The sequence below is a fragment of the Actinomadura meyerae genome, from assembly GCF_900188445.1.
Lineage (GTDB): Bacteria > Actinomycetota > Actinomycetes > Streptosporangiales > Streptosporangiaceae > Spirillospora > Spirillospora meyerae.
Genome location: NZ_FZOR01000009.1, coordinates 170,500 through 193,424, shown reverse-complemented (window position 1 = coordinate 193,424; position 22,925 = coordinate 170,500). Strand labels below are relative to the sequence as shown.

Annotated in this window: 24 protein-coding genes; 8 read left to right on the top strand and 16 right to left on the bottom strand. The window is 72.3% G+C overall.

The window, feature by feature from the left end:
* Positions 1–1,010, bottom strand: a 1,010-nt coding sequence (locus tag CHF16_RS12615) for a serine/threonine-protein kinase (protein ID WP_143227958.1), incomplete at its 3' end; no start/stop codon positions are given.
* Positions 1,011–1,069: 59 nt separating this feature from the next.
* Entirely contained in the window at positions 1,070–1,453 is a 384-nt protein-coding gene (locus tag CHF16_RS12610; RefSeq protein ID WP_089326172.1) for an ArsR/SmtB family transcription factor, read from the bottom strand.
* 80 nt (positions 1,454–1,533) lie between these two features.
* On the opposite strand from CHF16_RS12610, the gene CHF16_RS12605 reads away from it, so the two are divergent.
* The 4 genes from CHF16_RS12605 (at position 1,534) to CHF16_RS12590 (ending at position 5,241) form a co-directional block, all read left to right on the top strand.
* On the top strand, positions 1,534–2,766 hold the full coding sequence (locus tag CHF16_RS12605; protein ID WP_089326171.1) for an MFS transporter: 1,233 nt from the start codon (positions 1,534–1,536) through the stop codon (positions 2,764–2,766).
* Positions 2,767–3,053: 287 nt separating this feature from the next.
* The gene (locus CHF16_RS12600) at positions 3,054–3,425 is read left to right on the top strand and encodes a hypothetical protein (protein ID WP_245868415.1); all 372 of its coding nucleotides are present in this window, start codon (positions 3,054–3,056) and stop codon (positions 3,423–3,425) included.
* A 228-nt stretch (positions 3,426–3,653) separates the two neighbouring features.
* Positions 3,654–4,178: a pyridoxamine 5'-phosphate oxidase family protein gene (locus CHF16_RS12595; protein ID WP_089326170.1), complete on the top strand. Its 525-nt coding sequence runs from the start codon at positions 3,654–3,656 to the stop codon at positions 4,176–4,178.
* A 229-nt stretch (positions 4,179–4,407) separates the two neighbouring features.
* Positions 4,408–5,241 (top strand): universal stress protein, encoded by an 834-nt coding sequence (locus tag CHF16_RS12590; RefSeq protein ID WP_089326169.1) that lies wholly within the window; start codon positions 4,408–4,410, stop codon positions 5,239–5,241.
* Positions 5,242–5,291: 50 nt separating this feature from the next.
* Here CHF16_RS12590 and CHF16_RS12585 read toward each other — a convergent pair whose 3' ends face one another.
* The 8 genes from CHF16_RS12585 to CHF16_RS12550 form a co-directional block, all read right to left on the bottom strand.
* A complete protein-coding gene (locus CHF16_RS12585; RefSeq protein ID WP_089326168.1) occupies positions 5,292–5,666 on the bottom strand; it encodes a hypothetical protein in 375 nt (124 codons plus the stop codon).
* Between the two features lie 134 nt (positions 5,667–5,800).
* Positions 5,801–7,156, bottom strand: a complete 1,356-nt coding sequence (locus tag CHF16_RS12580) for a nicotinate phosphoribosyltransferase (RefSeq protein WP_089326167.1) — start codon at positions 7,154–7,156, stop codon at positions 5,801–5,803.
* 59 nt (positions 7,157–7,215) lie between these two features.
* Positions 7,216–7,848, bottom strand: coding sequence for a CBS domain-containing protein (locus tag CHF16_RS12575; protein WP_089326166.1), 633 nt, complete (start codon positions 7,846–7,848; stop codon positions 7,216–7,218).
* A 97-nt stretch (positions 7,849–7,945) separates the two neighbouring features.
* Positions 7,946–8,791, bottom strand: a complete 846-nt coding sequence (locus CHF16_RS12570; protein WP_089326165.1) for a universal stress protein — start codon at positions 8,789–8,791, stop codon at positions 7,946–7,948.
* A gap of 243 nt (positions 8,792–9,034) precedes the next feature.
* Entirely contained in the window at positions 9,035–9,886 is an 852-nt protein-coding gene (locus CHF16_RS12565) for a cytochrome c biogenesis CcdA family protein (RefSeq protein WP_089326164.1), read from the bottom strand.
* On the bottom strand, positions 9,887–10,447 hold the full coding sequence (locus CHF16_RS12560; protein ID WP_089326163.1) for a TlpA family protein disulfide reductase: 561 nt from the start codon (positions 10,445–10,447) through the stop codon (positions 9,887–9,889). It lies immediately after the preceding gene.
* 114 nt (positions 10,448–10,561) lie between these two features.
* Positions 10,562–11,428: an alpha/beta fold hydrolase gene (locus CHF16_RS12555; RefSeq protein WP_089326162.1), complete on the bottom strand. Its 867-nt coding sequence runs from the start codon at positions 11,426–11,428 to the stop codon at positions 10,562–10,564.
* Positions 11,429–11,523: 95 nt separating this feature from the next.
* Complete coding sequence (locus tag CHF16_RS12550) at positions 11,524–12,216, bottom strand: TetR/AcrR family transcriptional regulator (protein ID WP_089326161.1); 693 nt, start codon at positions 12,214–12,216, stop codon at positions 11,524–11,526.
* 206 nt (positions 12,217–12,422) lie between these two features.
* Between CHF16_RS12550 and CHF16_RS12545 the strand changes: the two genes are divergently transcribed.
* Positions 12,423–13,253 (top strand): SDR family NAD(P)-dependent oxidoreductase, encoded by an 831-nt coding sequence (locus CHF16_RS12545; RefSeq protein ID WP_089326160.1) that lies wholly within the window; start codon positions 12,423–12,425, stop codon positions 13,251–13,253.
* A 145-nt stretch (positions 13,254–13,398) separates the two neighbouring features.
* On the opposite strand, the gene CHF16_RS12540 is transcribed toward CHF16_RS12545, so the two are convergent.
* The gene (locus tag CHF16_RS12540; protein WP_218826640.1) at positions 13,399–14,055 is read right to left on the bottom strand and encodes a hypothetical protein; all 657 of its coding nucleotides are present in this window, start codon (positions 14,053–14,055) and stop codon (positions 13,399–13,401) included.
* 378 nt (positions 14,056–14,433) lie between these two features.
* Between CHF16_RS12540 and CHF16_RS12535 the strand changes: the two genes are divergently transcribed.
* Complete coding sequence (locus CHF16_RS12535) at positions 14,434–15,552, top strand: sensor histidine kinase (protein ID WP_245868413.1); 1,119 nt, start codon at positions 14,434–14,436, stop codon at positions 15,550–15,552.
* Positions 15,553–15,604: 52 nt separating this feature from the next.
* Entirely contained in the window at positions 15,605–16,267 is a 663-nt protein-coding gene (locus tag CHF16_RS12530; protein ID WP_089326157.1) for a response regulator, read from the top strand.
* A 44-nt stretch (positions 16,268–16,311) separates the two neighbouring features.
* Here the strand turns inward: CHF16_RS12530 and CHF16_RS12525 are convergent, their stop codons facing one another.
* Positions 16,312–17,940: an acyl-CoA dehydrogenase family protein gene (locus CHF16_RS12525; RefSeq protein WP_089326156.1), complete on the bottom strand. Its 1,629-nt coding sequence runs from the start codon at positions 17,938–17,940 to the stop codon at positions 16,312–16,314.
* A gap of 141 nt (positions 17,941–18,081) precedes the next feature.
* On the opposite strand from CHF16_RS12525, the gene CHF16_RS12520 reads away from it, so the two are divergent.
* Entirely contained in the window at positions 18,082–18,783 is a 702-nt protein-coding gene (locus CHF16_RS12520; RefSeq protein ID WP_089326155.1) for a DUF1707 domain-containing protein, read from the top strand.
* A 6-nt stretch (positions 18,784–18,789) separates the two neighbouring features.
* Here CHF16_RS12520 and CHF16_RS12515 read toward each other — a convergent pair whose 3' ends face one another.
* From CHF16_RS12515 to CHF16_RS12495, 4 genes are all read right to left on the bottom strand, one after another.
* Positions 18,790–19,023 carry a hypothetical protein gene (locus CHF16_RS12515; protein ID WP_143227957.1) on the bottom strand — a complete coding sequence of 78 codons (234 nt, stop codon included), beginning with the start codon at positions 19,021–19,023 and terminating at the stop codon, positions 18,790–18,792.
* A gap of 37 nt (positions 19,024–19,060) precedes the next feature.
* The gene (locus CHF16_RS12510; protein ID WP_089326153.1) at positions 19,061–19,795 is read right to left on the bottom strand and encodes a sirohydrochlorin chelatase; all 735 of its coding nucleotides are present in this window, start codon (positions 19,793–19,795) and stop codon (positions 19,061–19,063) included.
* An 11-nt stretch (positions 19,796–19,806) separates the two neighbouring features.
* Positions 19,807–20,517, bottom strand: coding sequence for a phosphoadenylyl-sulfate reductase (locus CHF16_RS12505; protein WP_089326152.1), 711 nt, complete (start codon positions 20,515–20,517; stop codon positions 19,807–19,809).
* A 226-nt stretch (positions 20,518–20,743) separates the two neighbouring features.
* A complete protein-coding gene (locus tag CHF16_RS12495; protein WP_179271500.1) occupies positions 20,744–22,411 on the bottom strand; it encodes a nitrite/sulfite reductase in 1,668 nt (555 codons plus the stop codon).
* Positions 22,412–22,925: the final 514 nt, after the last annotated feature.

The window sequence follows — 22,925 nt, the reverse complement described above, 5'->3', positions numbered from 1 at the left end:
TTCGCCACCACCGTGCGACCCTCGACGTCCTTGCCCAACCCCACCACCATCGGATGGTGCTCGTTGGTCGCCGCCGGCGACCGCAGCACATCACCCAGGAGGACGGTGTCTCTGTCGCCGCCCCGCCGCAACGCCGACAGATCGGGCAGCACGTACCGGTCGTTCACCGCCGAAGCCGGCTGCCCGATGCGCCGCAGCCGGCGGGCCACGGCGGCAGCGTCCGCCGGGCGGTCGCCGGGGGCCTTGGCCAGCAGCGCGAGAACGAGTGCGTCCAGGTCGGCGGGGATGTCGGGCCGCAGTTCGCGGGGGGACGGGGCGGGCCTGGCCAGATGCTGCGCGACGATGGCCTGCAGATCCTCACCGGGGAAGACGTACCGGCCGGTGAGCATGTGGAAGAGCGTGCAGCCGAAGGCGTAGAGGTCGGCCCGTCCGTCCAGGGGCCTGCCGGCGGCCTGCTCGGGGGCCATGTACGCGAAGGTGCCCATCCTGACGCCCGTGACCGACAGTCCCGCGGTGGCGCCCTGCATCCTGGCGATGCCGAAGTCGCAGATCTTCACCTGCCCGCCGGGCAGCAGCATCAGGTTGGCCGGCTTGATGTCGCGGTGCACGACCCCGGCCGCGTGCGCGGCCGCCAGCCCTTCGGCCACCTGGACCCCGAAGTCGACCACCTGCTCGATCGGCAGCCCGCCGGGTCGCTCCCGAAGCACCCTGCGCAGATCCCGCCCGTCCAGCAGTTCGAGCACGAGGAACGGGTGCCCCCGGTCCTCGCCCACGTCGAAGACCGCGGCGATGGCGGGGTGGGACAGGCGGGCGGCGGCTCGTCCCTCGCGACGGAACCTGGCCATCGCCTGTTCCATTTCACTCTCATCGCGCCAGTTGGGCAGCAGCACCTTCAACGCGACGGGACGCTCCAGCGCCAGGTCGAGCCCGCGCCAGATCTCGCCCATTCCCCCGCGCTGCAGCAACACGTCCAGGCGGTACCGGCCCGCCAGCTCCAGTCCCGGCCGCACATTCCCCGCCCTCGCCCAACCGCACGAATCCCGCCCGTCATGGTAGTGGCGGGTGCCGTCTAACGGCCTGGCGCCGGGGCCGATGCGATCAGGTCCAGCAGGCCGGGGAAGCGGGCCTCGAGATCGTCGATGCGGACCTCGCTGCGGCGCTCCAGGCCGTACTGGCGCTGCCGCAGGACGCCGGCCTCGCGCAGGGCCTTGAAGTGGTGGGTCAGCGACGACTTCGGCCGGTCGAAGCCGAACCAGCCGCAGGGGTGGTCGAACTCCTCGCGATCCAGCAGGAGCCTGCGGACGATCTCCAGCCGCAGCGGCCCGCTGAGCGCCCCGAACACCGTCTCCAGCCGGAGGTCCTCGACGGCCGGTTCCGGCAGCGGCTCGGGCAGGCCGGGCGGTTCGGGCATCCTCCTGATCGCCGGTCGCGCGGTGCCCGCCGTCGTCGCCATGCCGATCCCCTCCCTTGTACGAACTTCATCGTACTGCATGTTAAGTTCGAAAAAGTTCGTACTGATGCGACGGAGGATCCATGCCGTACACCCGCACCGCCCGCGCCCCGGTGGGCGCCGCCGAGGACGCCTCGCCCGCGCACGTCCCCGCCCGCCTGGTCTGGCTCGCCGCGTGGCCCGTCACCGCCGTGTTCGTGCTGTCGAACGCCGCCACCCCGCTCTACGTCCTCTGGCAGCGCGACATCGGCTTCTCCAAGGGCACGCTCACCGTCGTCTTCGCCTTCTACATCGTCGGGCTGCTCGGCTCCCTGCTGGTGTCCGGCGTGCTCTCCGACCGGCTCGGCCGCCGCCCCGTCCTGCTGCCCGCGCTCGCCCTGGCCCTCATCGCCTGCGGCGTCTTCGCGACGGCCGGCACCGTCGCCGCGCTGATCGTCGCCCGGCTGCTGACCGGCATCGCGGTCGGCGCCGTCGTCTCGGCCGGGATGGCCGCCGTCACCGACGTCGCCGGACCGTCCCGCCGCCGCCTCGCGGCGCTCCTCGCCTCGTCCGCGATGGTCTTCGGCGCCGGACTCGGGCCGTTCCTGTCCGGCGTCCTGTCCGAGACGCTGCCCGCCCCGACCGCCACGGTGTTCGCCGTCGAGGCCGTGCTGCTGGCCACGGCGGCGCTCGCCGTCCTGCGGCTGCCGCTGCCGCGCCCGGCCGGGCCCGCGGCGCGGACCTGGATCCGGGTGCCGCGGGTCCCGCGCGGGAGCGCGATGCGGCTCGTCCTCGGGATCGCGGTGTTCGCGCCCGGCATCACCGCGACGTCGTTCGTGCTGTCGCTCGGCCCATCACTGCTGTCCGGGCTGCTCGGCACCGGCAACCGGATCATCGCGGGCGGCATGGCGTTCGTGATGTTCGCCGCCGCGACCGGCGTGCAGTTCGCCGTCCAGCGGCTGCCGCGGCGCACCGTCCTGCTCGCGGGCGCCGCCGCCACGACCGCCGCGATGGCCGCGCTGGTCACCGCCGTGCACGGCGCGTCGCTCGCCGCGCTCGCCGCGTCCGCCGTCCTCGCCGGCGCCGGGCAGGGCCTGGGGCAGCTCGGCGGGCTGTCACTGCTGAACTCCGCCGTCCCGCCGCGCCGCCTCGCCGAGGCCAACGCCGCCTTCAACACCGGCGGCTACGTCCCGGCCGGCCTGCTGCCGGTCACCGCCGGCTACCTCAGCGACGCCGTGGGCCTGACGTCCGGCACGACCTTCTTCGCCACCGGGCTCGCCGCCCTCGCCGCGACCGGCGCCCTCGTAGTGGTGGCGGCGCGCCGCCACGCCGAGTAGGTCTCGGAGCCCTCAATCGAAATGACTGACCGTATCTGGTCGAGCACTCAGCGTTTCATGTGGCGTCCTCCCAGCTCGCGGGGGGAGTGCACCGCGTTGGTCGCCCGTGGGAGCCATCCGGAACCGACGGTCTACCTTTCATGCATGGACACGGTTTGTAATTGATCAGATACTTACTGTGTTCGTAACTTCTTGACCTTCCACCGCCGGAGTCCAGGGCACACCATGCGTCTCGGCGCCGCCCTTCGGACACCGACGGCATGGGGGTCGCCGACGAAGGAGAACGTATGCCGTCGAGGAAGACCGCCGCCGTGGCCCTGGCCATGGCGACCACCGCGAGCTGCCTGGCGCTGGCCGGGGCGGCCAGCGCCGAGAGCACGCAGACCCCCGTCAAGCCGGCCGCCCCGCGGGCCGCCGCCCTGCCGCCGGGCTACCAGATCGTCACCCTGCCGAACGCCAACGTCCCGAACTTCCAGCGCCGGACCGTCTACTGTCCCGGCGGCAAGCACGTCCTCGGAGGCGGCGGCGAGGCGCAGGGCAACGGCGCCATCCTGGTCGGCTCCTTCCCGACGCCGGACGGCCGCGGCTGGATCGCGCTCGGCCGCCAGATCGGCTACAACGACGTCGGCATCAGCGTCTACGCGATCTGCGCCGACTGACGCACCCCGCCCCACGCCGGTCCCGAGCCGCTCACGGCCGGGACCGGTCGCGTTCGTTCCACGACCCACCCGGCCGTGCTCGGACGATGCGTCCGCCGCTCCCACGACCGAGCCCGGAAACACGAACCAGAACATGACGGAAGGTGTCAGGTTTCGCAGCGACCATGGGTTCACCGGCCGGCGCCGCCGTGGCGCCGCACCGAGCCCTACGGACGCACAAGGAACCCCATGCGCGAAACGCGAGAAGAACTCATAGAGCTGCAGGCACTGCTGGACGCCTCCCTGTCGCGCTCCTCCTCGCACCTCCGCTCGATCATCAGCGCCGAGAGGACACTGACCGCGGAGCGGCTCACCGGCGTCCTCACCGGAATGTGCACGCTGGCCCTGTCCACCGTGACGGCGAAGGGCGAACCGCGGATCAGCGGCGTGGACGGGCACTTCCTGCACGGCAAGTGGCACTTCGGCACGGCGCGCGGCGCCGTGAAGGCCCGGCACATGGCCGCCCGCCCGGCCGTCAGCGCCGCGCACATGCGCGGCGAGGACCTGGGCGTGTTCACGCACGGCACGGTGGAGATCCTCAACCCGAGTGACGGCGAGCCGTCCGCGGACTGGCCGGATCTGCTCGCCTACTTCAAGGACTTCTACGGCGCCGACGCCTTCGACTGGGACGAGGACATCGTCTACTACCGGCTGCATCCACACTGGATGAGCGTCTACGCTGCCGACATCGGCAAGCTCACCACCACGACCTGACCCCACGGCCGCCCCTGGCCGTCCGTGCTGGGATCAGACTTCGTGGTCACGGGGTGGGAGCGCGAAGACGTCACCGCGAAGGCAGTCACTCCTCGCGCCGGGTGCCAGGGGAGCCGGTTCGCCGAGGACGATCTGCGTTCATCACGCGTTACCTGTGCGGCATCTTCGATCTGGTCATGGGGATGAATCGCTGGACGCTGCGCGTGAACGTGATCGAGAGGGATGACCGATGCCGGCTTCGACCGTCGTGGGAATCGATGGATCCGCGCACGCGTGGCGGGCGCTGGACTGGGCGGCGGACTACGCCGACCGGCATCGGCTGCCGCTCCTGCTGGTGCACGGTTCACGCGCCCTGCTGGACGAGGGGACGATCCCGCCGGACGCGCTGCGCCGCCTGACCGCCGAACGCCAGGATCTGCTCGCCGAGGCCCGCCAGTACGTGCTGAAGGTCCGCCCGGAGATCGACGTCGAGACGCGGCTGGTGCCGGCGGATCCGGCCCGGGCCCTGGTGGAGGAGAGCGAGCACGCGGACCTGGTCGCGGTGGGTTCGCGCGGTCAGGGCGGGTTTGAGGGCCTGCTGTTCGGCTCGGTCGGCCTGCACGTCGCGGCCCACGCCCGCTGCCCGGCGCTGGTGGTGCCGCGGCCGGCCCCGTACCCGCCGGGGGCGTCGACGGACATCGTGATCGGGATCGAGGGGATGGACGACGAACGGACCTCCATTGAGTGGGCGTTCCGGGAAGCCGCGTCCCGCGGTGCCAGGATCGTCGCCCTGCACGCGGTGGGCGGGGAGTTCTCGCCGCGCCGCCGGGTGATCGAGGATCTGGAGCTGTCGGAGTCCCTGGCCGGTTACCAGGAGCGGTACCCAGAGGTCGCGGTCGATCAACTGGTCTCCGACCGGACTGCCGCGCGGGCGCTGGTCGAGGCGTCCGAAAGCGCGGGCCTGGTCGTGGTCGGTGCGCGCCGCAGGCGCAGTCCCCTCCCCGGGATGGCGCTGGGACGGGTCAACCACACGGTGCTGCACCACACACGATGCCCCGTCGTCATCGTGCCCGGCAGCGGCTGAGAGCGGAGGGCATCGCTTCGAGCACTCGAGGCGGCACCGCGGGCGGACGATCACGGTGTCGGTGCGGAACTCCTCGACGAGCCCGGCCGTGAGCCGGTGCGGCGGTTCTCCCAGTACTTGGTCGTGTGCTCGATCCGGGCACGCAGGCGGGCGGCGGCCAGCGTGACGGCCTCGGACATCGATGCCGCCGAGGCGTGCGCGCTCACGGGGACCCCGTTGAGATCGATCCGGAGGGAGACCAGGTTGGGCCGCGCCACGGCGGGGTCCGGGAGGACGTTGAGCGTGGCCTTGGCGTACAGGACCGGGCGCGGAGCGTGCGCCAGGACCCGGGTCACGACTTCGCGCGTGCGCTGCACGTCCGTCTGCGGGACGTCCCGGATGGCAGTGACCCTGACATCGATCTGGTTGGCGACTGTGTCGGTCAACGTCGGCCTCCCTCTTGCGCATGGACCAGCGTCTTCAGCCTTCTCCTGGGCAGACGTCCGCTCCAGGGACCTTCGTCATCGCGTGGCTGGCCGTTCGACCCGTGCCGGCGCCTGTGTCCGTGAGGCCGGAGCGTTCAGGACGCGTCGCCGCGCCGAGATCGTCGCGCGTCCGACGTCCGGGCGGTGAGCTCCGCGCGGAGGCGGTCCCGGCAACGTTGGAGGTCCTCGCTCAAGGCGACGTCGACGGTCTCGGGGGAGTGGAACCGGGTGACCTGGTGGGGAAGGGCGGCGACGTCTGCGGCGCGCCGGTCGCGGGCCGCCTGCAGCGGTTCGGTGGGGGCGATGCGCCGTCCGGACTCCATGACGGGGACGAGCAACGGTTCCATGTCCGCGGGGGCGGGCTCGTCGAGGAGCGTGACGAGGTCGCCGGACGGTCCCCGGTACACCTGCTTCGCGCCGGGCGCGGTCGCCTTCTTGGCGGACAGCTTCATCACGGGCCTGTCGCCGTAAGCGACGAGCTTGTAGGCGCTGTCCACATAGGGGGCGTCCGCGGACACCCCCATCCTCGTGCCCACGCCGTAGACGTCGATGGGTGCTCCGGCGGCGGTGAGCTCGGCGATCCGGTATTCGTCCAATCCGCCGCTGGCCACGATGCGGGTCGACGTCATCCCCTCCTGGTCCAGGAGGTGCCGGGCCTGGACGGCCAGGGCGCCGAGGTCTCCGGAGTCGAGGCGGATCCCGGCGAGATGCGCCTGCCCGGCCCGTCGGGCGGCGCGGATGGCCGCCTCGACGCCGCCGATGGTGTCGTAGGTGTCGACCAGAAGGGTGGTGCGGTCGGGGAAGTCGGCGGTGAAGGCGGTGAAGGCGGCGTTCTCGTCGGGGAACGCCTCGATGTAGGAGTGGGCCATGGTGCCGGTGGCCGGGATGCCGTACCGGCGGGCGGCCTCGACATTGCTGGTGCCGGCGAAGCCGGCGATGTAGGAGGCGCGGGCGACCGCGAACGCGGCGTCGATGCCCTGCGTACGGCGGAAGGCGAAGTCGACGACCTGTGCGCCGCCGGCCGCCCGCACGCATCGTTCGGCCTTGGTGGCGAGCGTGGTCTGGAAGCTGATGTGGTTCAGCAGGACGGTCTCCACCAGTTGCGCCTCGGCGATCGGTGCCGTGACCTCCAGCAGCGGCTCGCCCGCGAACACCACGCGTCCCTCGGGGACCGCCCGGACATCACCGGTGAACCGCAGCCGTTCCAGTGCCCGGAGCGCCGTGTCGTCGAACCGCTGCTCCGTCGCGAGGTAGTCGAGGTCGTCCGGGGTGAGCCGGTAGTCCTCCAGGAACGGCAGGCAGTCGGCCAGCCCGCAGGAGATCAGGAAGCCGCGGCCGGGAGGAAGATCGCGGACGAACAGGCTGAAGGTCGCCGGCCCTGTCATACCGCGCCGCAGGTAGCTCGCCGCCATCGTCACTTCGTACAGGTCCGTCAGCAGTCCACCGGACATCGGCCTCGGTCCTTACCTCTTCTCGGCGTCATGGTCGGCACCTCCGGAGCGCCGGGTCTTCAGGGCCGCGGAGCCGGGGGGTGCCGATGCGGGCGGGCGCGGTCGTCCTCGTCGTAGTCGAGCTGGTTGATCACCTGGACGACGCCGTCGACGGAGGCGGTCAGGCGTTCGGCGATCGGGACGAGGCTCGCCCGCGGCACGCGGCCCCGCAGGGTGACCACGCCGTCCCGCACGCCGACTTCGACCTCGGCGGGGTCGAGCCAGAGGCTCTTGACGACGATCTCGTGGGTCACCTCGTTGCGGATCTGCGCGTCCGTCTGCAGGAAGACCCGCAGCACGTCGGCGCGGCTGACGATGCCCACCGGCCGGCCGTCGCGGTCCACGACCGGGAGCCGCTTGAAGCCGTGCCGGCACAGGGATCGCGCCGCCTCGGCGATCGAGGTGTCCGGGGTCGTGGCGACCGCGGGCGAGGTCATGGCCTCTCCCGCCGTGGTGGCCTCGGACGGTTCCCCCGCCCTGCGGAGGAGATCCGCCTCGGTCACCACGCCGGCGACGCGGCCATTCCCGTCCACGACGGGTACCCCGCTGATCCGGTGATCGGCGAGCACGCCGATCACGTCTTTGAAGGAGGCGTCGGCCGGTACCGTCACGACATCGGAGGTCATGACCGTCGCCACTGTCGATCTCTTCATCTCGAACGGTCTCCCTTCCAGGAGGTCCCCTCGATATCGAGGCTGGTCGGACGCCTCCCGCAGGACCAGAGGACCAAGGTCCCGGCAGGGCTGGACATCAGCGGGCGGGGACGACCGCCACCGGGCACTGGGCGTGGTGCAGGACGCCGTGCTGCACGGAACCGAGTTGCGGCGAGCTCCAATGCCAGTCGCGGGCACCGACCACCAGCAGGTGGGCCTCTCGCGAAGCCTTGGCCAGCGCGGTCACCGGATGCTCCAGAACGATCTCTTCGACGACGTCGACGTCCGGGTAGCGGTCCCGCAGTGGTCGGTAGGCGGTGACGACATCCCTCCTCAGGTCCGCCTCGATGTGCTCGACGTCGGAGTAACCCGCCTCCAGGAAGAGCGCGAGCGACTGCCACGCGTGGACGAGGCGGAGCCGGACGCGGTGCAGTGCGGCGGAGCCGAACGCGTAGTCGAGGATCGCGCCGGCGTCCCGCACCGGGTCGATACCCGCGAGGATCTCGCCGCCACCGGCGGTGTCCCCGCGCACGACCACCACGGGGACGGTGGAGAGCTCGGCCATGCGCAGGCTCGTGGAGCCCAGCAGCGAGCCGGCGTAGCCGCCCCGGCCCCGGCCCCCCAGCACCAGCTCGAACGCCTTCTCCGACTGGGCACCCAGAACCTGCCAGGTCTCCCCGCTCACCAGCGCGGTCGTCGTCGCAAGATCCGGCCACCGCTCCCGGACGCGTTCGCGGGCGTCCGCCAGGATCCTCCGCCCGGCGCGCGTCAGGAGCTCGGCGGTCTCGGCCCGCGCCGAGCGCGCCGTCCTGTACGGCCAGCTCTCGACGACGTGGACGATGTGCAGCGGACGGTCGCGCAACGCCGCCTCAGAGGCCGCCCAATCGAGTGCGCGCGCCGACTCGTCCGAGCCATCGGTGCCGACGGTGATCGGTGCGGGCATCGAACTCTCCTCATCCCGATCTTGCAGATGGACCGCGTGCGCAGTCGTCGCCTCCTCTCGGGAACCTGTCCAGGCTCGCCCGACGGAAACGGGGGTGAGCGGCGACTCGGGCCGGTGAACGACGCAGGCCAGGCAATGGAGCGTGGAGCTTTACATCAGCGGGACCTGGCCGGTCGACTGCACGGAGTGGCCGACAAGGACATCGCTCAGCTGACCGGTACGACATGAAAATGAACCTGCGGCTCACGTCGCCCTGTCGGTTGCCGCGGGAGAAGCGGGCTGCTTCCTGCGTCTGCGGCTGCGGAGCGCCATCGCCAGGACGACCGCGAGCGCGAAGGCTCCGGCGATCCAGCGGACGCCGAGGGCGTCGAGCCATGTGGTGACCTGCCCCTGGATCTCGGTGACGGCACCGACGATCGGGTCGTCGGCGGATGCCCCCGCGTTGAGGCGCAGCTCGTACCAGCCGTAGTAGCCGACATAGACGCCCGCCAGGAGCAGGAACACCCCGCTGGCTCGCGAGACGTGGGGAAGGACCGCCCGGGTCTTCCGGACGGCGGCTTCCTGGGCGAGGGCGACGAGGAGGGCCAGCAGTCCGACGACCAGGCCCATTCCGACGCCGTACGCGACGAACGCGGCCAGCCCGTCCAGCAGATCGCCGCTCCCGGAGACCAGCCCGGTGACGGCGAGGAACGGCGCGATGGTGCACGACAGGGAGGCGACCGCGTAGGAAGCGCCGTATCCGTAGAGGGCGACGAACGAGCCGGTCGGCCGGCCGACGTTCAGGCGCGGAAGCCGCACGAGCAGTTCCCGCCCGGACGCCAGCCAGGCGCCGAGCGCGATCAGGAGCCCGCCGGTCACGACGGTGACCCACGGCAGGTGCCGCTGGATCGGAGCGGTCGCGATGCTGATCACCAGGCCGAAGATCCCGAAGACGGTGATGAAGCCGAGCGTCATGGCCGCCGTCAACCGCAGCGCCCGCACCGCGCCACCGGGCCCAGAGACCAGCAGAGCCAGGAACGAGGGCAGCATCGCGAAGCCGCACGGATTGAACGCCGCGACCGATCCGGCGGCCAACGCGAGTGCGAGGTCGTCCATCTACAGGGCGTGCTCGTCGATGAGGGAGGACAGCTCGGCCTCGTCCAATGGACCCGCCGCCGAGTGGCTGCCGCCCTCCGGGTTCACGATCAGATAAGAGGACTGCGAGGTGACCTTGAAGTGCTTGTAGAGGGCGCCGGTCCGGTCGTCCAGGTGGACGATCCCGGACGTGCCGGTGCGCGAGACGAACCTCTTCATCGCCGCCTTGTCCTTGTCGAGCCCGGCGACCCCCACGAAGGCGACCTTGTCGCCGTACTTCCGCGCGGCCTTGGCGACCGCGGGCCCCTCGGCCTGGCATTTGGGGCACCACGGCGCCCAGAACCAAAGCACCACCGGCCTGCCCGCCAAGCTCTCGCCGTCGAAAGCCGTTCCATCGAGCTCGGCTCCCTGGAACCTCAGCAACGCGGGTGCTTCCTTCTCGACGGACGCCTTGCTCGGCGCCGCGCTCGCCGGTGCCGAAGCCGTCGCCGACGACGCGGCGACGCCCGGCTCGGCGGTCTCACCACCGCATGCGGTCAGCACGACCGCCAGGGCGGTGAGGGACAGACTCAAGATCTTCATGCCGTCACGGTAAGTCCGCCCTGCCCCCACCGACCCTTACAGGCCGATGACGTCACCGCCCGAGATCATGGGCGCGCCCTTCGCCATGCCGGCGGCCTGTTCGGCAGACCACGCTCAATGGGTTCTTGCGAGGAGTGAGGTGAGGATCGGTTCGGCATGCGTCCAGAGGACCGCGCCGCCGATCTCCGGCACCAGGGTGCGCTGGGCGGTGGGCAGGCGGTCGGCGAGGAGTGCCCCGTTGTCGGGGGAGTGGGAGGCGTCCTGCTCGCCGTACCAGATGTCGACCGGGATCCGGATCGCGTCGAGGGCGAAGGGCCAGCGTCCCATGGCCAGGACCGTGTCCCTGGCGTAACCGGCGGCTCCCTGGGCGAACCCCTCCGCCAGAGCCCTGCGGTAGGCGGCCGCGAAGCCGGGGTCCTGGTACACCTCGAGGTCGCTCTTCGGGCTCCCGCTCATGACCATGTCCCACATGGCGTCGGCGGTGAAGCCGGTGAAGAACCGCTCCGCGCCGTCCGGGTCGGACGCGGTCCGCTCGACGAGGCCGCGCAGGTCCGGCGGCAGGGCGGACGCGAAACGCGGTGCGGCGACCTCGTCCGCGGCGGAGACCAGGGCGAGCACCGCCGCGACGCCCGCCTCCGCGCAGGCGATGGCGAAGGGCGCGCCCTGGGAGTTGCCGACCACGGCCGGGTTCCCCAGGCCCCGCAGCTCGCAGAACCGGCGCATGTCACGGGCGAAGTCGGTGAAGGTCCGCCGCGGCGCGTGCGTGGAGGCGCCGAGCCCGGGGCGGTCCACGGAGACGAGACGCACACCGAGCGCATCGACGACCCCTGCGCCGAAGCCGAGCCAACGGCTTGTCGCGGCTCCCGGGGAGAGCAGGACGGGCGTCCCGTCCGGCGGGCCCCACTCCGCCCAGCCGAGCACCCGCCCGTCGGGCAGACGCGTTTCGCCCAGCCGATGAGGATCGTCAACGAGAAAAGCCATGGCCCTCAGCATGGCTCCGCCGGCAGCGTCCATGCATTTGCTTTTTCCGAGACCGCTGGGCACCTGACCTTCGCCGTGAGTCGTACAGGGCGCGGTCAGCGGGTGCCCGGTGGGGCGGCGTCGGCGCGGGCGAGGGCGCCGGCGATCAGGGTGGCGACGGTCTGCTGGAGTGTGGGGACGAACTCGATGGCCAGGGCGGCCAGGGCGGGGTCGGCGGCGTAGGCCCGGCGCATGGCGGGTGAGGGCTGCGAGTGGGTCCAGATGGCGCCGGTGACCATGATGGCCTGGGAGCAGAACCGCTGGGCGGCGTCGCCGAGTTCGGGCACGCGGCTGCGGGTGAGTTCGGTGAGGACGTCGCGGTTGGCGACGGCGGCCTTCTTGTAGCGGGCGGCGACGTCGGCCGAGACGTTGTGCTCCAGGACGCCTGCCTGGGCGCTGAGCAGGTCGCACAGGACCGGCCGGTCGGCCAGGGAGGCGGCGTAGACCGCGGCGTAGTCCTCGGTGCGCGTCCGCACGGGGGCGGCCGGGTCGAGGGCGGCGTCCAAGAGGGCGGGCAGGTCGGCGTTCCATTCGGTCCAGGCTCGGTCGAGCAGTTCCAGCAGGATCGCCTCGCGTGATTCGAAGTAGCGCAGCACGTTGGACTTGGCCAGGCCCGCCCTGCGGCTGAGCTCGTTCAGTCCGATGCGAGCGACCGGCAGTTCGGCGAGCATCCCGGCGGTGGTGTCGAGGATCGCCCGCCGTCGCTGCTCCCGCTGCTCCCGGCTGCGCGCCCGCTGGAACTCGGCCATGGAGCCACTTTAGCGACCGCCGGTCTTTTGACAACAGACCAGTGGTCTCTTAACGTCGGAGGTGTCCAGGCGACCGTCGGTCGCTCAACAGTGCGGCGCACGTCCTGGCTGCGGCTTCACCCGTTGTGACCTTCTCGGAGGTGATGGCCGGGTAGTCGCCCGAAGACACGTGCGCCGTCGATCTCACGAGAACCGAGGTAGAGGACATGTCGAGAGTCTGGTTCGTCACCGGAAGCTCTCGCGGGCTGGGCCGCGCGATCGTCACCGCGGCACTGGAGGCCGGCGACCGGGTGGTCGCCACCGCTCGCAACCCCGCTCGGCTCGACGACCTGGTCGACCGCTACGGCGACCGCATCCGCACACTGGCGCTCGACGTCACCGACGACGGTGCGGTGCGGCACGCGGTGCACGAGGGACTGAAGGCGTTCGGCCGCTACGACGTGGTGGTCAACAACGCCGGCTACGCCGACCTGGCAGCGGTGGAGGACGTCGCCCTGGACGACTTCCGTGCCCAGATCGACACCAACTTCTACGGCGTCGTCCACGTCAGCAAGGCCGTCACGCCGATCCTGCGCGAGCAGGGGTCGGGGCACATCTTCCAGGTGTCCTCGGTCGGCGGGCGGATCACCTCCCCCGGCCTGACAGCCTACCAGAGCGCCAAGTGGGCCGTCGGCGGCTTCTCCCTCGGGCTCGCGCAGGAGGTCGCGCCGTTCGGGGTCAAGGTCACCGTCCTGCAGCCGGGCGGGATGCGCACCGACTGGGCCGGGTCCTCGATGAAGGTGCCGCCGGTCAGCGAGCCGTACCGGCGGACCGTCGGCGCCTTCGCCGACAGGATCCGCGGCGCCGACCCCGAGGCCGCCGACTCCGCCGACCCGGCCCGGATCGCCGAGATCATCGTCGATCTGGCCGGCCGCGACGACGCGCCGACCCAGCTCCTGCTGGGCCGCGACGCCGTGCGCTACTGGGACCAGGCCGCAGCGGACCTGGCCGAGTCCGACGCCGAGTGGCGCGAGGTCTCCGAGTCGGCCTGGACCTGACTCGGTCGCGCTACCTGGCTCCTGTGCCTCTCAAACGCTGTCGCGGTGGGCGGCGGAGGCCATTCCGAGCCAGGTGTGGGGGGTTGCGTTCCCAGCACCAGCCGAGTTTGAAGCAGAGGACGTGCTGCGCAGGACTACGGAGCCCTCACGATTCAGGACGGTCGGCCGTGCGAGCGCGCACCAGCCATACGCCGGTCGCGAGCAGCCACACGAGCCAGGCGGCGTAGCCGGGCATCCCCACGAAGAGGAGCCGTGAGCCGTCCGCGATCGCGAGGCTGGCCGTCCCGGCGGCGAGCAGCAGGCCTCCGGCGGCCACCGCGAGCGGACGCTGCCACGGCGGCGTCAGCCGGCTCGCATGCGCCGCCAGCGCGGCGCCGACGAACGTGGTGCCGAGTGCCGGCAGCGCCAGCGCGAAGGCCGCCGCGTGCGATCGCCAGGCGAGCTCGAACTCCGGGCTCGGCTCGGCGAGCTCGCCGGCGGACAGCACGGCACCGTTCCACAGGACGGCGTAGAGCGCGAGGACCGCCGAGAGGGTCGCGCCCGCGGCCACCGCGAGGCGCGACCAGTCCGCGCCCGCACGCCCGCGGCGCTCGATGAGCCCGTGGAGCCCGGTCAGGAACCCGAGCAGCAGCGGCAGGTTCAGCGCCTCCAGGCCGACCGCGATCGCGACCGCGACCCGGTGCTCCGCGTGGAAGGCGAGCACCTCCTTGATCGGGGCCCCGTAGTCCGGCGCTCCGGCCCAGACCACCACCGCGTTCTGGATCGCCACCGACGCCGCCAGCGCGATCGCCGTCGCGCCCACGACCCGCTCCCGGAGCGCTCGGGTCGGGGCAGGTCCCGTCATTGCCGCTGCCGCGCTCACGGGCACGTGCGCGGTGGCGGGGTCATGCGGTGATCTCATCTCTCACTCCTACGCAGGAATGGTCGGCATTCCGGTGATGCGGACCAGATTGCTGGAGTGGCCGGATACGCCGCTACGAGCCCGGGTCGATGGTGGCGGGCCCAAGGTCTACGCCGCGGGATCGACTTTGGTCGGATGCCGCGGGGCCCGGCCCGGCCGTACCCTTCGATCATGATGGTCCCGGCGGACCCGCAGGATCGGAGTCCGCGACCGGCGGGCGCGACCAGCGATGCCGACCACGGTCCGCGACGCCCGGCCGGGCGCACGATTCGCGGCCGGGTGGCCGACGCCGCGTGTTTCCTGCTGGCCGTCGGGCTCATGGCGCTCACCCTGGGCGACGGCATCGCGCAACACATCGCACCGGTCCCGCTCACCGTCGACCTCGTCCTCGGCGGCCTGTGCAGTCTGGGGGTGTGGCTGCGTCGGCGTCGGCCGGTCGGCTTGGCCGCGGTCGTGGGTCTGGTCAGCGTCTATTCGACGTCGGCGGCGGGTGCGGCGCTCGTCGCGCTGTTCACCGTCGCGGCGCACCGGCGCTTCGCGGTGGTCGCCCCGATCGTGGCCGGGTACGCGCTCGTACCGTTCCTGACGCTGCTGGTCCGGCCCGACGTCCCGGTGGGGTCCCCGGCGGAGATCGTGCTGGGCGTCGTCCTCGGGGCCGCGGTGCTCGCCTGGGGCATGTTCGTACGGGCCCGGCGCCAGTCGCTGCGGGAGCGGGCCGGGCGGGTCGAGGCCGAACAGGAACTGCGCGTCGCCGAAGCCCGCCAGGGCGAACGCGACCGGATCGCCCGGGAGATGCACGACGTGCTCGCCCACCGCCTGTCCCTGCTGAGCCTGCACGCCGGGGCGCTGGAGCTGCGCCCCGACGCCCCGCCCGAGGAGGTCGCCCGTGCCGCCGGGGTGGTCCGCGAGAGCGCCTACCGGGCGCTGGAGGACCTTCGGGAGGTGATCGGCGTCCTCCGCACCGGTGCCGACCGGTCGGACGGGACGCCGGAACGGCCGCAGCCCACCCTGGCCGACCTCCCCGACCTCGTCGACCAGTCGCGGCGCGCCGGGATGCGGGTACGGCTCGACTGGCAGACCGACGCGCCCTCCGCCGTACCGGCCGGTGTGGGGCGCAGCGCGTACCGGATCGTGCAGGAAGGGCTGACCAACGCCCGCAAGCACGCCCCCGGCGGCGAGGTGTCCGTCACCGTCCGGGCGGCCCCGGGCGACGGCGTGACCGTCGAGATCCGCAACCCGTACCCGGCCGAGACCGGCCCCGCAGGCATCCCCGGCGCCGGCCTCGGCCTCATCGGGCTCACCGAACGGGCCGCCCTCGCCGGCGGACGCCTCGAACACGGCCCCACCTCCGCCGGTGACTTCCGGCTCAGTGCCTGGATACCGTGGCCTCCCCCCTGATCGCGGTCGGGACGGGCCTCCGGCCCAGGCGAGCACGGACAAGGAGCGCAACGTGAACGCACCGCTGCGGGTCCTCATCGTGGACGACGACCCGCTCGTGCGGGCCGGCCTCACCATGGTCATCGGCGGCTCGCCGGACATCGCCGTGGTGGGCGAGGCCGGCGACGGGAGCGAAGTGGCCGCCGCCGTCGACGCATGCGCCCCGGACGTGGTGCTGATGGACATCCGCATGCCCACCCTCGACGGCCTCGCCGCCACCGAACGCCTCCGGGCCCGACCCGACCCACCCGAGGTCATCGTCCTGACCACCTTCGACGCCGACGAGTACGTCCTGCGCGCCCTGCGGGCCGGGGCCGGCGGGTTCCTGCTCAAACACACGCCACCCGCCGAGATCCTGCGCGCCATCGCGCGGGTCGCGGCCGGCGAACCCGTCCTGTCGCCGGCCGTCACCCGGAAGCTCATCTCCCACCTCGGCGACACCGGCGCCGCCGCCCGGCGACGGCACGCCGCCAACGCACTGGGTCAGCTCAGCGAACGCGAACGCGAGGTCGCCATCGCCGTCGGGCAGGGCAAGTCCAATGCCGAGATCGCGGGCGAGTTGTTCATGAGCGTGGCCACCGTGAAAGCCCACATCTCCCGCATATTCACCAAACTCGATCTCAACAACCGTACCCAGGTCGCCCTGCTCGCCCACGACGCCGACCTCACCGGCTGACACCGGAAGCCTTTGGACGCGGCTGGTGCGAGGCAGTGGCGCGGTCAGCCGAGTTTCGGGGTGGCGCGTTCGATGATGGGGGCGAGGTCGGCTCCCGGGGGGAGGGTGCCGAAGGCGGTGCCCCAGTCGCCGGCCAGGCGGGTGGCGCAGAAGGCGTCGGCGACGGCCGGGTGGCCGTGCCGGACGAGCAGGGACGCCTGCAGGGCCAGTGCCATGCGCTCGACGATGCGGCGGGCGCGCAGTTCGATGGTCTCCAGGTCGCCGAGAGAGGTCTTGAGTTCGCGTACGGCCGCGTCGAGGCGGGCGTCGGCACCGGCGGCGCGGTCGATCTCGGTGAAGAACGCCTCGACGGTCTGCGGCTCCTTGGCCATCGCCCGCAGGACGTCCAGGGCCGCGACGTTGCCGGAGCCCTCCCAGATGGAGTTCAGCGGGGACTCCCGGAACAGGCGCGGCATGCCGGATTCCTCGACGTAGCCGTTGCCGCCCAGGCACTCCAGGGACTCGGCGGCGTGCGCCGGCCAGCGCTTGCAGATCCAGTACTTGCTGACGGCGAGGGCGAGGCGCTTGAAGGCCGTCTCGGCGGCGTCGCCGCGCACCGAGCGGTCGGTGGCGCCGGCGAGGCGCAGCATGGTGACGGTGGCGGCCTCCGACTCGATCGCGAGGTCGGCGAGGACGTTGCGCATCAGCGGCTGATCGATCAGGTAGCGGCCGAACGCCTTGCGGTGGGCGGCGTGGTGCGCGGCGGTGGTGACGCCGTGCCGCATCCCCGCCGCGGCGCCGATCACGCAGTCGAGCCGGGTCATGTTGACCATCTCGATGATGGTGCGGACGCCGCGGCCCTCGTCGCCGACCCGCCAGGCGACCGCGTCGGCGTACTCGACCTCGGAGGACGCGTTGGACCGGTTGCCGAGCTTGTCCTTCAGCCGCATCAGGCGCAGCGGGTTCAGGGTCCCGTCCGGCAGGACGCGGGGGACGAGGAAGCAGGTCAGCCCGCCCGGCGCATGCGCGAGGGTGAGGAACACGTCGCACATCGGGGCGCTGGTGAACCACTTGTGGCCCACCAGGCGGTACGTGCCGTCGGCGGCGGGGGTGGCCCTGGTGGTGTTGGCGCGGACGTCCGAGCCGCCCTGCTTCTCCGTCATCGACATGCCGGCGAGCAGCGCGTTCTTGGTGAGGGGGGCGCGCAGGCCGTAGTCGTACTCGCGCTTGGCGAGGAGCGGCTCGTACTGCGCGGCGAGGTCCGGGGCCTGGCGCAGCGCGGGGACGGCCGCGTAGGTCATGGAGATGGGGCAGCCGTGCCCGGCGTCGACGCGCCAGGTGTAGAACTTCGCGGCACGGGCGACATGGGCGCCCTCGCGGGGGTCGGCCCAGGGGGAGCCGTGCAGGCCGTGCGTGACCGCGACGGTCATCAGCTCGTGCCAGGCCGGGTGGAACTCGACCTCGTCGATCCGGTGCCCGTACCGGTCGTGGGTCCGCAGGATCGGCGGGTTCTCGTTCGCGAGCCGGCCCCACTCCTGGGCCTCCTCGGTGCCCGCGAGGCGTCCCAGCTCGCGCACCTCGGGCTCGGCCCAGCCGGCGCCCTCGCGGGCCAGCCCGTCCAGCAGGGCGGGCTCGTCGGCGACGTCGTGCCCGGTGAGCGGGGGCACCTGGTTGACGACCTCGTGCGTGTCCACGCCCGCAGGATACAGAACCTCGTTCGGCGCGCCGGAAATGGTGCCCGGACCGCGGTGGAGAGTCCATCCTCCTGAAGTGGTGGGACGATCTCGTCCCCCCGGCGGATTGTCGCGCCACGCCGGGGGCATACCTTCGGAAACATGAGCCAGTCCAGTCCGCAGCCTGAGCGGCCCTGCCCGAGCCGCCCGGCGGCCCGGCGGCAGGACGCCCACCCCGTGCCCGACGCGCTCGACGCGAGGAGCGCGCCCGAGGCGGTCCGGGCGTCCGACGCCGAGCGCGAGGCGGTCGTCGAGCGGCTGCGGGTCGCGTCCGTGGAGGGACGGCTCACCTTCGAGGAGCTGACCGAGCGCACCGAGGCCGCCTACGCGGCCGTCAGCCGCGGCGACCTCGAAGGGATCACCGCCGACCTGCCCGGCATGGGCGCGCCCGGCGCCAACCCCGCGCCGCCGCAGGTCAAGCGCAGGTTCAGCGCCGTCATGGGGGACTGCAAGGAGCGCATCGTCGGCCGCATCGACGGGCCGCTGGAGGCGGTGTCGGTGATGGGCGACGTCGAGCTCGACCTGCGCGGCGCGCAGGTGCCGACCGGCGAGGTCCGGATCTCGGCGACCGCCGTGATGGGCGACGTCAAGATCATCGTCCCGGACGGCGTCAGCGTCGAGCTGACCGGCCACAACTTCCTCGGCGACCGCAAGGTCAACGTCCGCGACCCGCACCCGGGGGCGCGGGTCCCGGTCGTCCGCGTCACCGCGACGGTGGTGATGGGCGACATCAAGATCGTCGATGACGAGCACCACGCGCCCGTCCGCCGCGCCATCACCGACTGGTGGCAGAACCGCGGGTAGCCCGCGTCAGCGGCTGTCGTCGTGCCGCTCGGCCTCCTCGACGCCCGCCTCGTCCGGCGGGAGCGTGTCGGGATGCCCGTAGCGGACGCCGGGCGCGCCCGTGCCGCCGGTCTCCTCCCCGCCCGGCTCGGGGGTGGACGGGGGCGCGGTGCGGCCGCGGGCGTCGGAGCGCCGGTTCACCGGTGCGAAGTCGCGGTCGTGCGTCTCGTGGGGCTCGTGGCCGGAGTCGTCGCGTTCCATGGCGGCCCGCATACCCGGGTGGGCGGCGCCCGAACGTCTACCCGGCGGCGGCCCGGCCCGCGCTCTCCAGCGCCTCGTCGTAGCGGTGGACGATCAGGTCCGCGACCTCCGGGGCCGCGCCGAGCACCGGGGAGACCGCGTCGGCGCCGGCGGCCAGGGTCTGCGTGCGGACCTTGTCGGCGAAGTAGCCCGGCGCCAGGAAGTAGGACGCCACCGCCACCCGCGGGGCGCCCGCCTCGCGCAGCGCCGCCACGGCCTCGCCCGGCTTCGGGCCGGCCGCCGACGCGTAGGCGGGGACGGCGTCCCGCCATCCGCGCGCGCGCCAGCGGCGGGCGAGCCGGGCGATCGTCACGTTCGCGGACGCGTCGCTGGAGCCCGCAGAGACGAGCACGACCGCCGTGTCCGGGTCGCCGGGCTCGACGCCGGCCTCCCGCAGGCGGCGCTCCAGGGCGTCCATGAGCAGCGGGTGGGGGCCCAACGTCGCGGCCGTCCGCAGCGCCAGGCGAGGATGCAGGGCCCGCACCCGGTTCAGGACGCCCGGGATGTCGGTCTTGCTGTGGTAGGCGGCGGTGAGCAGCAGCGGCAGCACGACGGCCGCGTCCGCGCCGTCCCGGGCCAGGCCGTCCAGCACCCGGTCGGGCGCGGGCGGCCCGTGGTCGAGGAACGCCGCGTGCGCGGGCACGTCCGGGCGGCGCGCCCGGACGGCGCCCAGCAGCGCGGCGACGGTCGCCGCGGCGCGCGGGTCCCTGCTCCCGTGCGCGACCGCGACCATCGGGGGAGCGGTCACAGGTGGATGCCGCACTCGGTCTTGCCCAGCCCGGCCCACCGGCCGCTGCGCGGGTCCTCGCCGGGCGCGACCGGGCGGGTGCACGGCGCGCAGCCGATCGAGGGGTAGCCGTCGTAGTGCAGCGGGTTGACCAGCACCCCGTTGTCCTCGATGTAGTTGTCCATGTCCTCCTGGGACCAGTCGAGGATCGGGTTGACCTTGACCATGCCGCGCTTGCGGTCCCACTCGACGACCTTCCGGTCGCGGCGGCTCGCGGTCTCGTCCCGGCGGATGCCGCTGAACCAGGCCATGTAGCCCTCCAGCGCGCGGCCGAGCGGCTCCACCTTGCGCAGGTGGCAGCACAGGTCGGGGTTGCGGCCGAACAGCCGGGGGCCGAGCGCGGCCTCCTGCTCCTCGACCGTGCGGGACGGGGTGACGTTGATGACGTTCACCGGGTACACGGCCTCGACCGCGTCGCGCGTGCCGATCGTCTCGGCGAAGTGGTAGCCGGTGTCGACGAACAGCACGTCGATGCCGGGCTTCACCTTCGACACGAGGTGGATCAGCGCCGCGTCCGACATGGACGAGGTGAGGCAGATGCGGTCGCCGAAGGTGGCGGCGGCCCAGCGGATGACCTCCAGCGTGGGCGCGCCCTCCAGGGCGGCGGCGGCGGACTCGACGACGTCTTCGAGGTCGAGGGTCGGTCTGTCGGTCTCCAGGAGCGTCACCGAGGGGTCTCCTTGCTCGCGGTGCCGGGGACTCCGACACCGAGGAACTTCAACGTGAAGGATCGGAGGCAGTCGGGGCAGAACCAGGAACCGTGCGTGTCACGCTGGGGGGACGACCCCCCATGCCCCCCGGGGAGATCCTCGGGGGCGCGCGGTTCCAGGCTCTCCTCGCCGCAGTACGGGCAGTAGAACGGCGCCATGCGCTCGCTCATCGGGACTCGGCTCCCTACTTCAGGTCGGCGTCGTCGGCGCGCCGCACCCACTCGGCGAACGTCTCGCCCTCGGTGCGCTGCGCGTCGAACTTGCGGACGACCCGCTCGACGTAGTCGGTGAGCCCGGCCGAGGTGGTCTTCAGCCCGCGCACCTTCTTGCCGAAGGACGCGCCGAGCTGGCCGCCCAGATGGATCTGGAAGCCCTCGACCTGGTCGCCGTTCTCGTCCACGACCAGCTGACCCTTGAGGCCGATGTCGGCGACCTGGATGCGGGCGCAGGCGTTCGGGCAGCCGTTGACGTTGATCGTCAGCGGCTGGTCGAAGTCGGGGAGCCGCTTCTCCAGCTCGTCGATCAGGTCCATGGCGCGCTGCTTGGTGTCGACGATCGCGAGCTTGCAGTACTCGATGCCCGTGCACGCCATCGTCTGCCGCCGGAACGTGGACGGCCGGACCTGCAGGTCGTGCTTCGCCAGCTCGTCGGCGAGCGCCTCGGTGTTCTCCTCCGGGACGTCCAGGATGACCATCTTCTGCTCGATGGTCGTGCGGACCCGGCCCGAGCCGTAGCGGTCGGCGAGGTCGCCGATGACGCCGAGCATCTCGCCGCTGACGCGGCCCACGCGCGGGGCGAAGCCGACGTAGAAGTTCCCGTCCTTCTGGGGGTGGATGCCCACGTGGTCGCGGCGCGGGCGCGGCGCGGCGGGCTCGGGGCCGTCCGGCAGCGCGTACCCGAGGTACTCCTTCTCCAGCACCTCGCGGAACTTCTCCGCGCCCCAGTCCTTCATCAGGAACTTCAGCCGGGCGCGGCTGCGCAGCCGCCGGTAGCCGTAGTCGCGGAAGATCGAGGTGACCGCGTGCCAGACCTCGCTGGTCTGCTCCGGCTTCACGAACACGCCGAGGCTCTGCGCGAACATCGGGTTGGTCGACAGGCCGCCGCCGACGAACAGCGCGTAGCCGGTCTCGCCCGCCTCGTTCACCACGCCGACGAACGCGATGTCGTTGATCTCGTGGACGGTGCAGTGCGCGGTGCACCCCGACAGCGCCGTCTTGTACTTGCGCGGCAGGTTGGAGAACTCGGGGGAGCCGATGTACCGGTCGTGGATCTCCCGCAGGTCGGCGGTCGCGTCGATCACCTCGTCGGCGGCGATCCCCGCGAGCGGGCAGCCGATGATGGTGCGCGGGACGTCCCCGCACGCCTCCGTGGTGTGCAGCCCGACGGCCTCCAGCGCCTCCCAGATCGCCGGGACGTCCTCGATCCGCACCCAGTGCAGCTGGACGTTCTGCCGGTCGGTGATGTCGGCGCTGCCGCGCGCGTACCGCGTGGAGATGTCGGCGATCGTGCGAAGCTGCGGGCCGCTCAGCTGGCCCCCGTCGATCCGCACCCGCATCATGAAGTAGCGGTCCTCGAGCTCCTCGTCCTCGAGCGCGCCGGTCTTGCCGCCGTCGATGCCGGGCTTGCGCTGGGTGTACAGGCCCATCCAGCGGAAGCGGCCGCGCAGGTCGGCGGGGTCGATCGAGTCGAAGCCGGTCTTGGAGTAGACGTCGATGATGCGGCGGCGGACGTTGAGGCCGTCGTCGTTCTTCTTGTTCTCTTCGTTCTTGTTGAGCGGTTCGCGGTAGCCGAGGGCCCATTGGCCCTCGCCCTTCTTGCGCTTGATCGCGGGTGGCACGGCGCGCGTCCTCATCTGTGGTCGTGAGGGACGCGTAGCGCACCGGCAGGCTCGGACGGCCGGCTCAACGCTGAGCAGGATCAGGTCAAAGGTGACGCCGATGCACCACGCGCCCGCTGAGCAGGGGGCGTGGTCGGGGCGTCACCGACAGATCGCGCTGCGGACGCGCAGGAAGTCCACGTGCCGGCGCTTCGCCAGCAGGGGGTCCGCAGCAGTCATACCTTGACTCTGACACGACCGCTCACGGCCTGTCCAGCCTCGTCCGCCATACGGACACGTGAGATGCGTCATCGGGCCCGTCACCCCTGCCTCCGCCAGTTCACCCGCGGTTCGGCGTCGTCGCCGGACGGGCGGCGGCCGGGCGCGGCACCGCGCTCCGGCGTCGCGGGCGGGGGCCGGTGCTGGCAGTCGCACCAGGAGCCGCCACGGCATTCCCCATGGCGGCGCTCGCGGCAGGACCGGCAGATCACCCCTCCATTGTCACCGATGGATCCCGGTGCTCGGCGCGCGGCTCCGCCCGGCCCCTGAC

Excerpts from the sequence above, each read along its gene's own strand:
- CHF16_RS12605 (WP_089326171.1), top strand. The coding sequence starts at position 1,534 with ATGCCGTACACCCGCACCGCCCGCGCCCCGGTGGGCGCCGCCGAGGAC.
- CHF16_RS12510 (WP_089326153.1), bottom strand. The coding sequence starts at position 19,795 with ATGGTCGCGGTCGCGCACGGGAGCAGGGACCCGCGCGCCGCGGCGACC.
- CHF16_RS12600 (WP_245868415.1), top strand. The coding sequence starts at position 3,054 with ATGCCGTCGAGGAAGACCGCCGCCGTGGCCCTGGCCATGGCGACCACC.
- CHF16_RS12565 (WP_089326164.1), bottom strand. The coding sequence starts at position 9,886 with ATGGACGACCTCGCACTCGCGTTGGCCGCCGGATCGGTCGCGGCGTTC.
- CHF16_RS12515 (WP_143227957.1), bottom strand. The coding sequence starts at position 19,023 with ATGGAACGCGACGACTCCGGCCACGAGCCCCACGAGACGCACGACCGC.
- CHF16_RS12555 (WP_089326162.1), bottom strand. The coding sequence starts at position 11,428 with ATGGCTTTTCTCGTTGACGATCCTCATCGGCTGGGCGAAACGCGTCTG.
- CHF16_RS12590 (WP_089326169.1), top strand. The coding sequence starts at position 4,408 with ATGCCGGCTTCGACCGTCGTGGGAATCGATGGATCCGCGCACGCGTGG.
- CHF16_RS12520 (WP_089326155.1), top strand. The coding sequence starts at position 18,082 with ATGAGCCAGTCCAGTCCGCAGCCTGAGCGGCCCTGCCCGAGCCGCCCG.
- CHF16_RS12495 (WP_179271500.1), bottom strand. The coding sequence starts at position 22,411 with ATGAGGACGCGCGCCGTGCCACCCGCGATCAAGCGCAAGAAGGGCGAG.
- CHF16_RS12575 (WP_089326166.1), bottom strand. The coding sequence starts at position 7,848 with ATGAAGAGATCGACAGTGGCGACGGTCATGACCTCCGATGTCGTGACG.
- CHF16_RS12595 (WP_089326170.1), top strand. The coding sequence starts at position 3,654 with ATGCGCGAAACGCGAGAAGAACTCATAGAGCTGCAGGCACTGCTGGAC.
- CHF16_RS12550 (WP_089326161.1), bottom strand. The coding sequence starts at position 12,216 with ATGGCCGAGTTCCAGCGGGCGCGCAGCCGGGAGCAGCGGGAGCAGCGA.
- CHF16_RS12545 (WP_089326160.1), top strand. The coding sequence starts at position 12,423 with ATGTCGAGAGTCTGGTTCGTCACCGGAAGCTCTCGCGGGCTGGGCCGC.
- CHF16_RS12580 (WP_089326167.1), bottom strand. The coding sequence starts at position 7,156 with ATGTCCGGTGGACTGCTGACGGACCTGTACGAAGTGACGATGGCGGCG.
- CHF16_RS12610 (WP_089326172.1), bottom strand. The coding sequence starts at position 1,453 with ATGGCGACGACGGCGGGCACCGCGCGACCGGCGATCAGGAGGATGCCC.
- CHF16_RS12570 (WP_089326165.1), bottom strand. The coding sequence starts at position 8,791 with ATGCCCGCACCGATCACCGTCGGCACCGATGGCTCGGACGAGTCGGCG.
- CHF16_RS12560 (WP_089326163.1), bottom strand. The coding sequence starts at position 10,447 with ATGAAGATCTTGAGTCTGTCCCTCACCGCCCTGGCGGTCGTGCTGACC.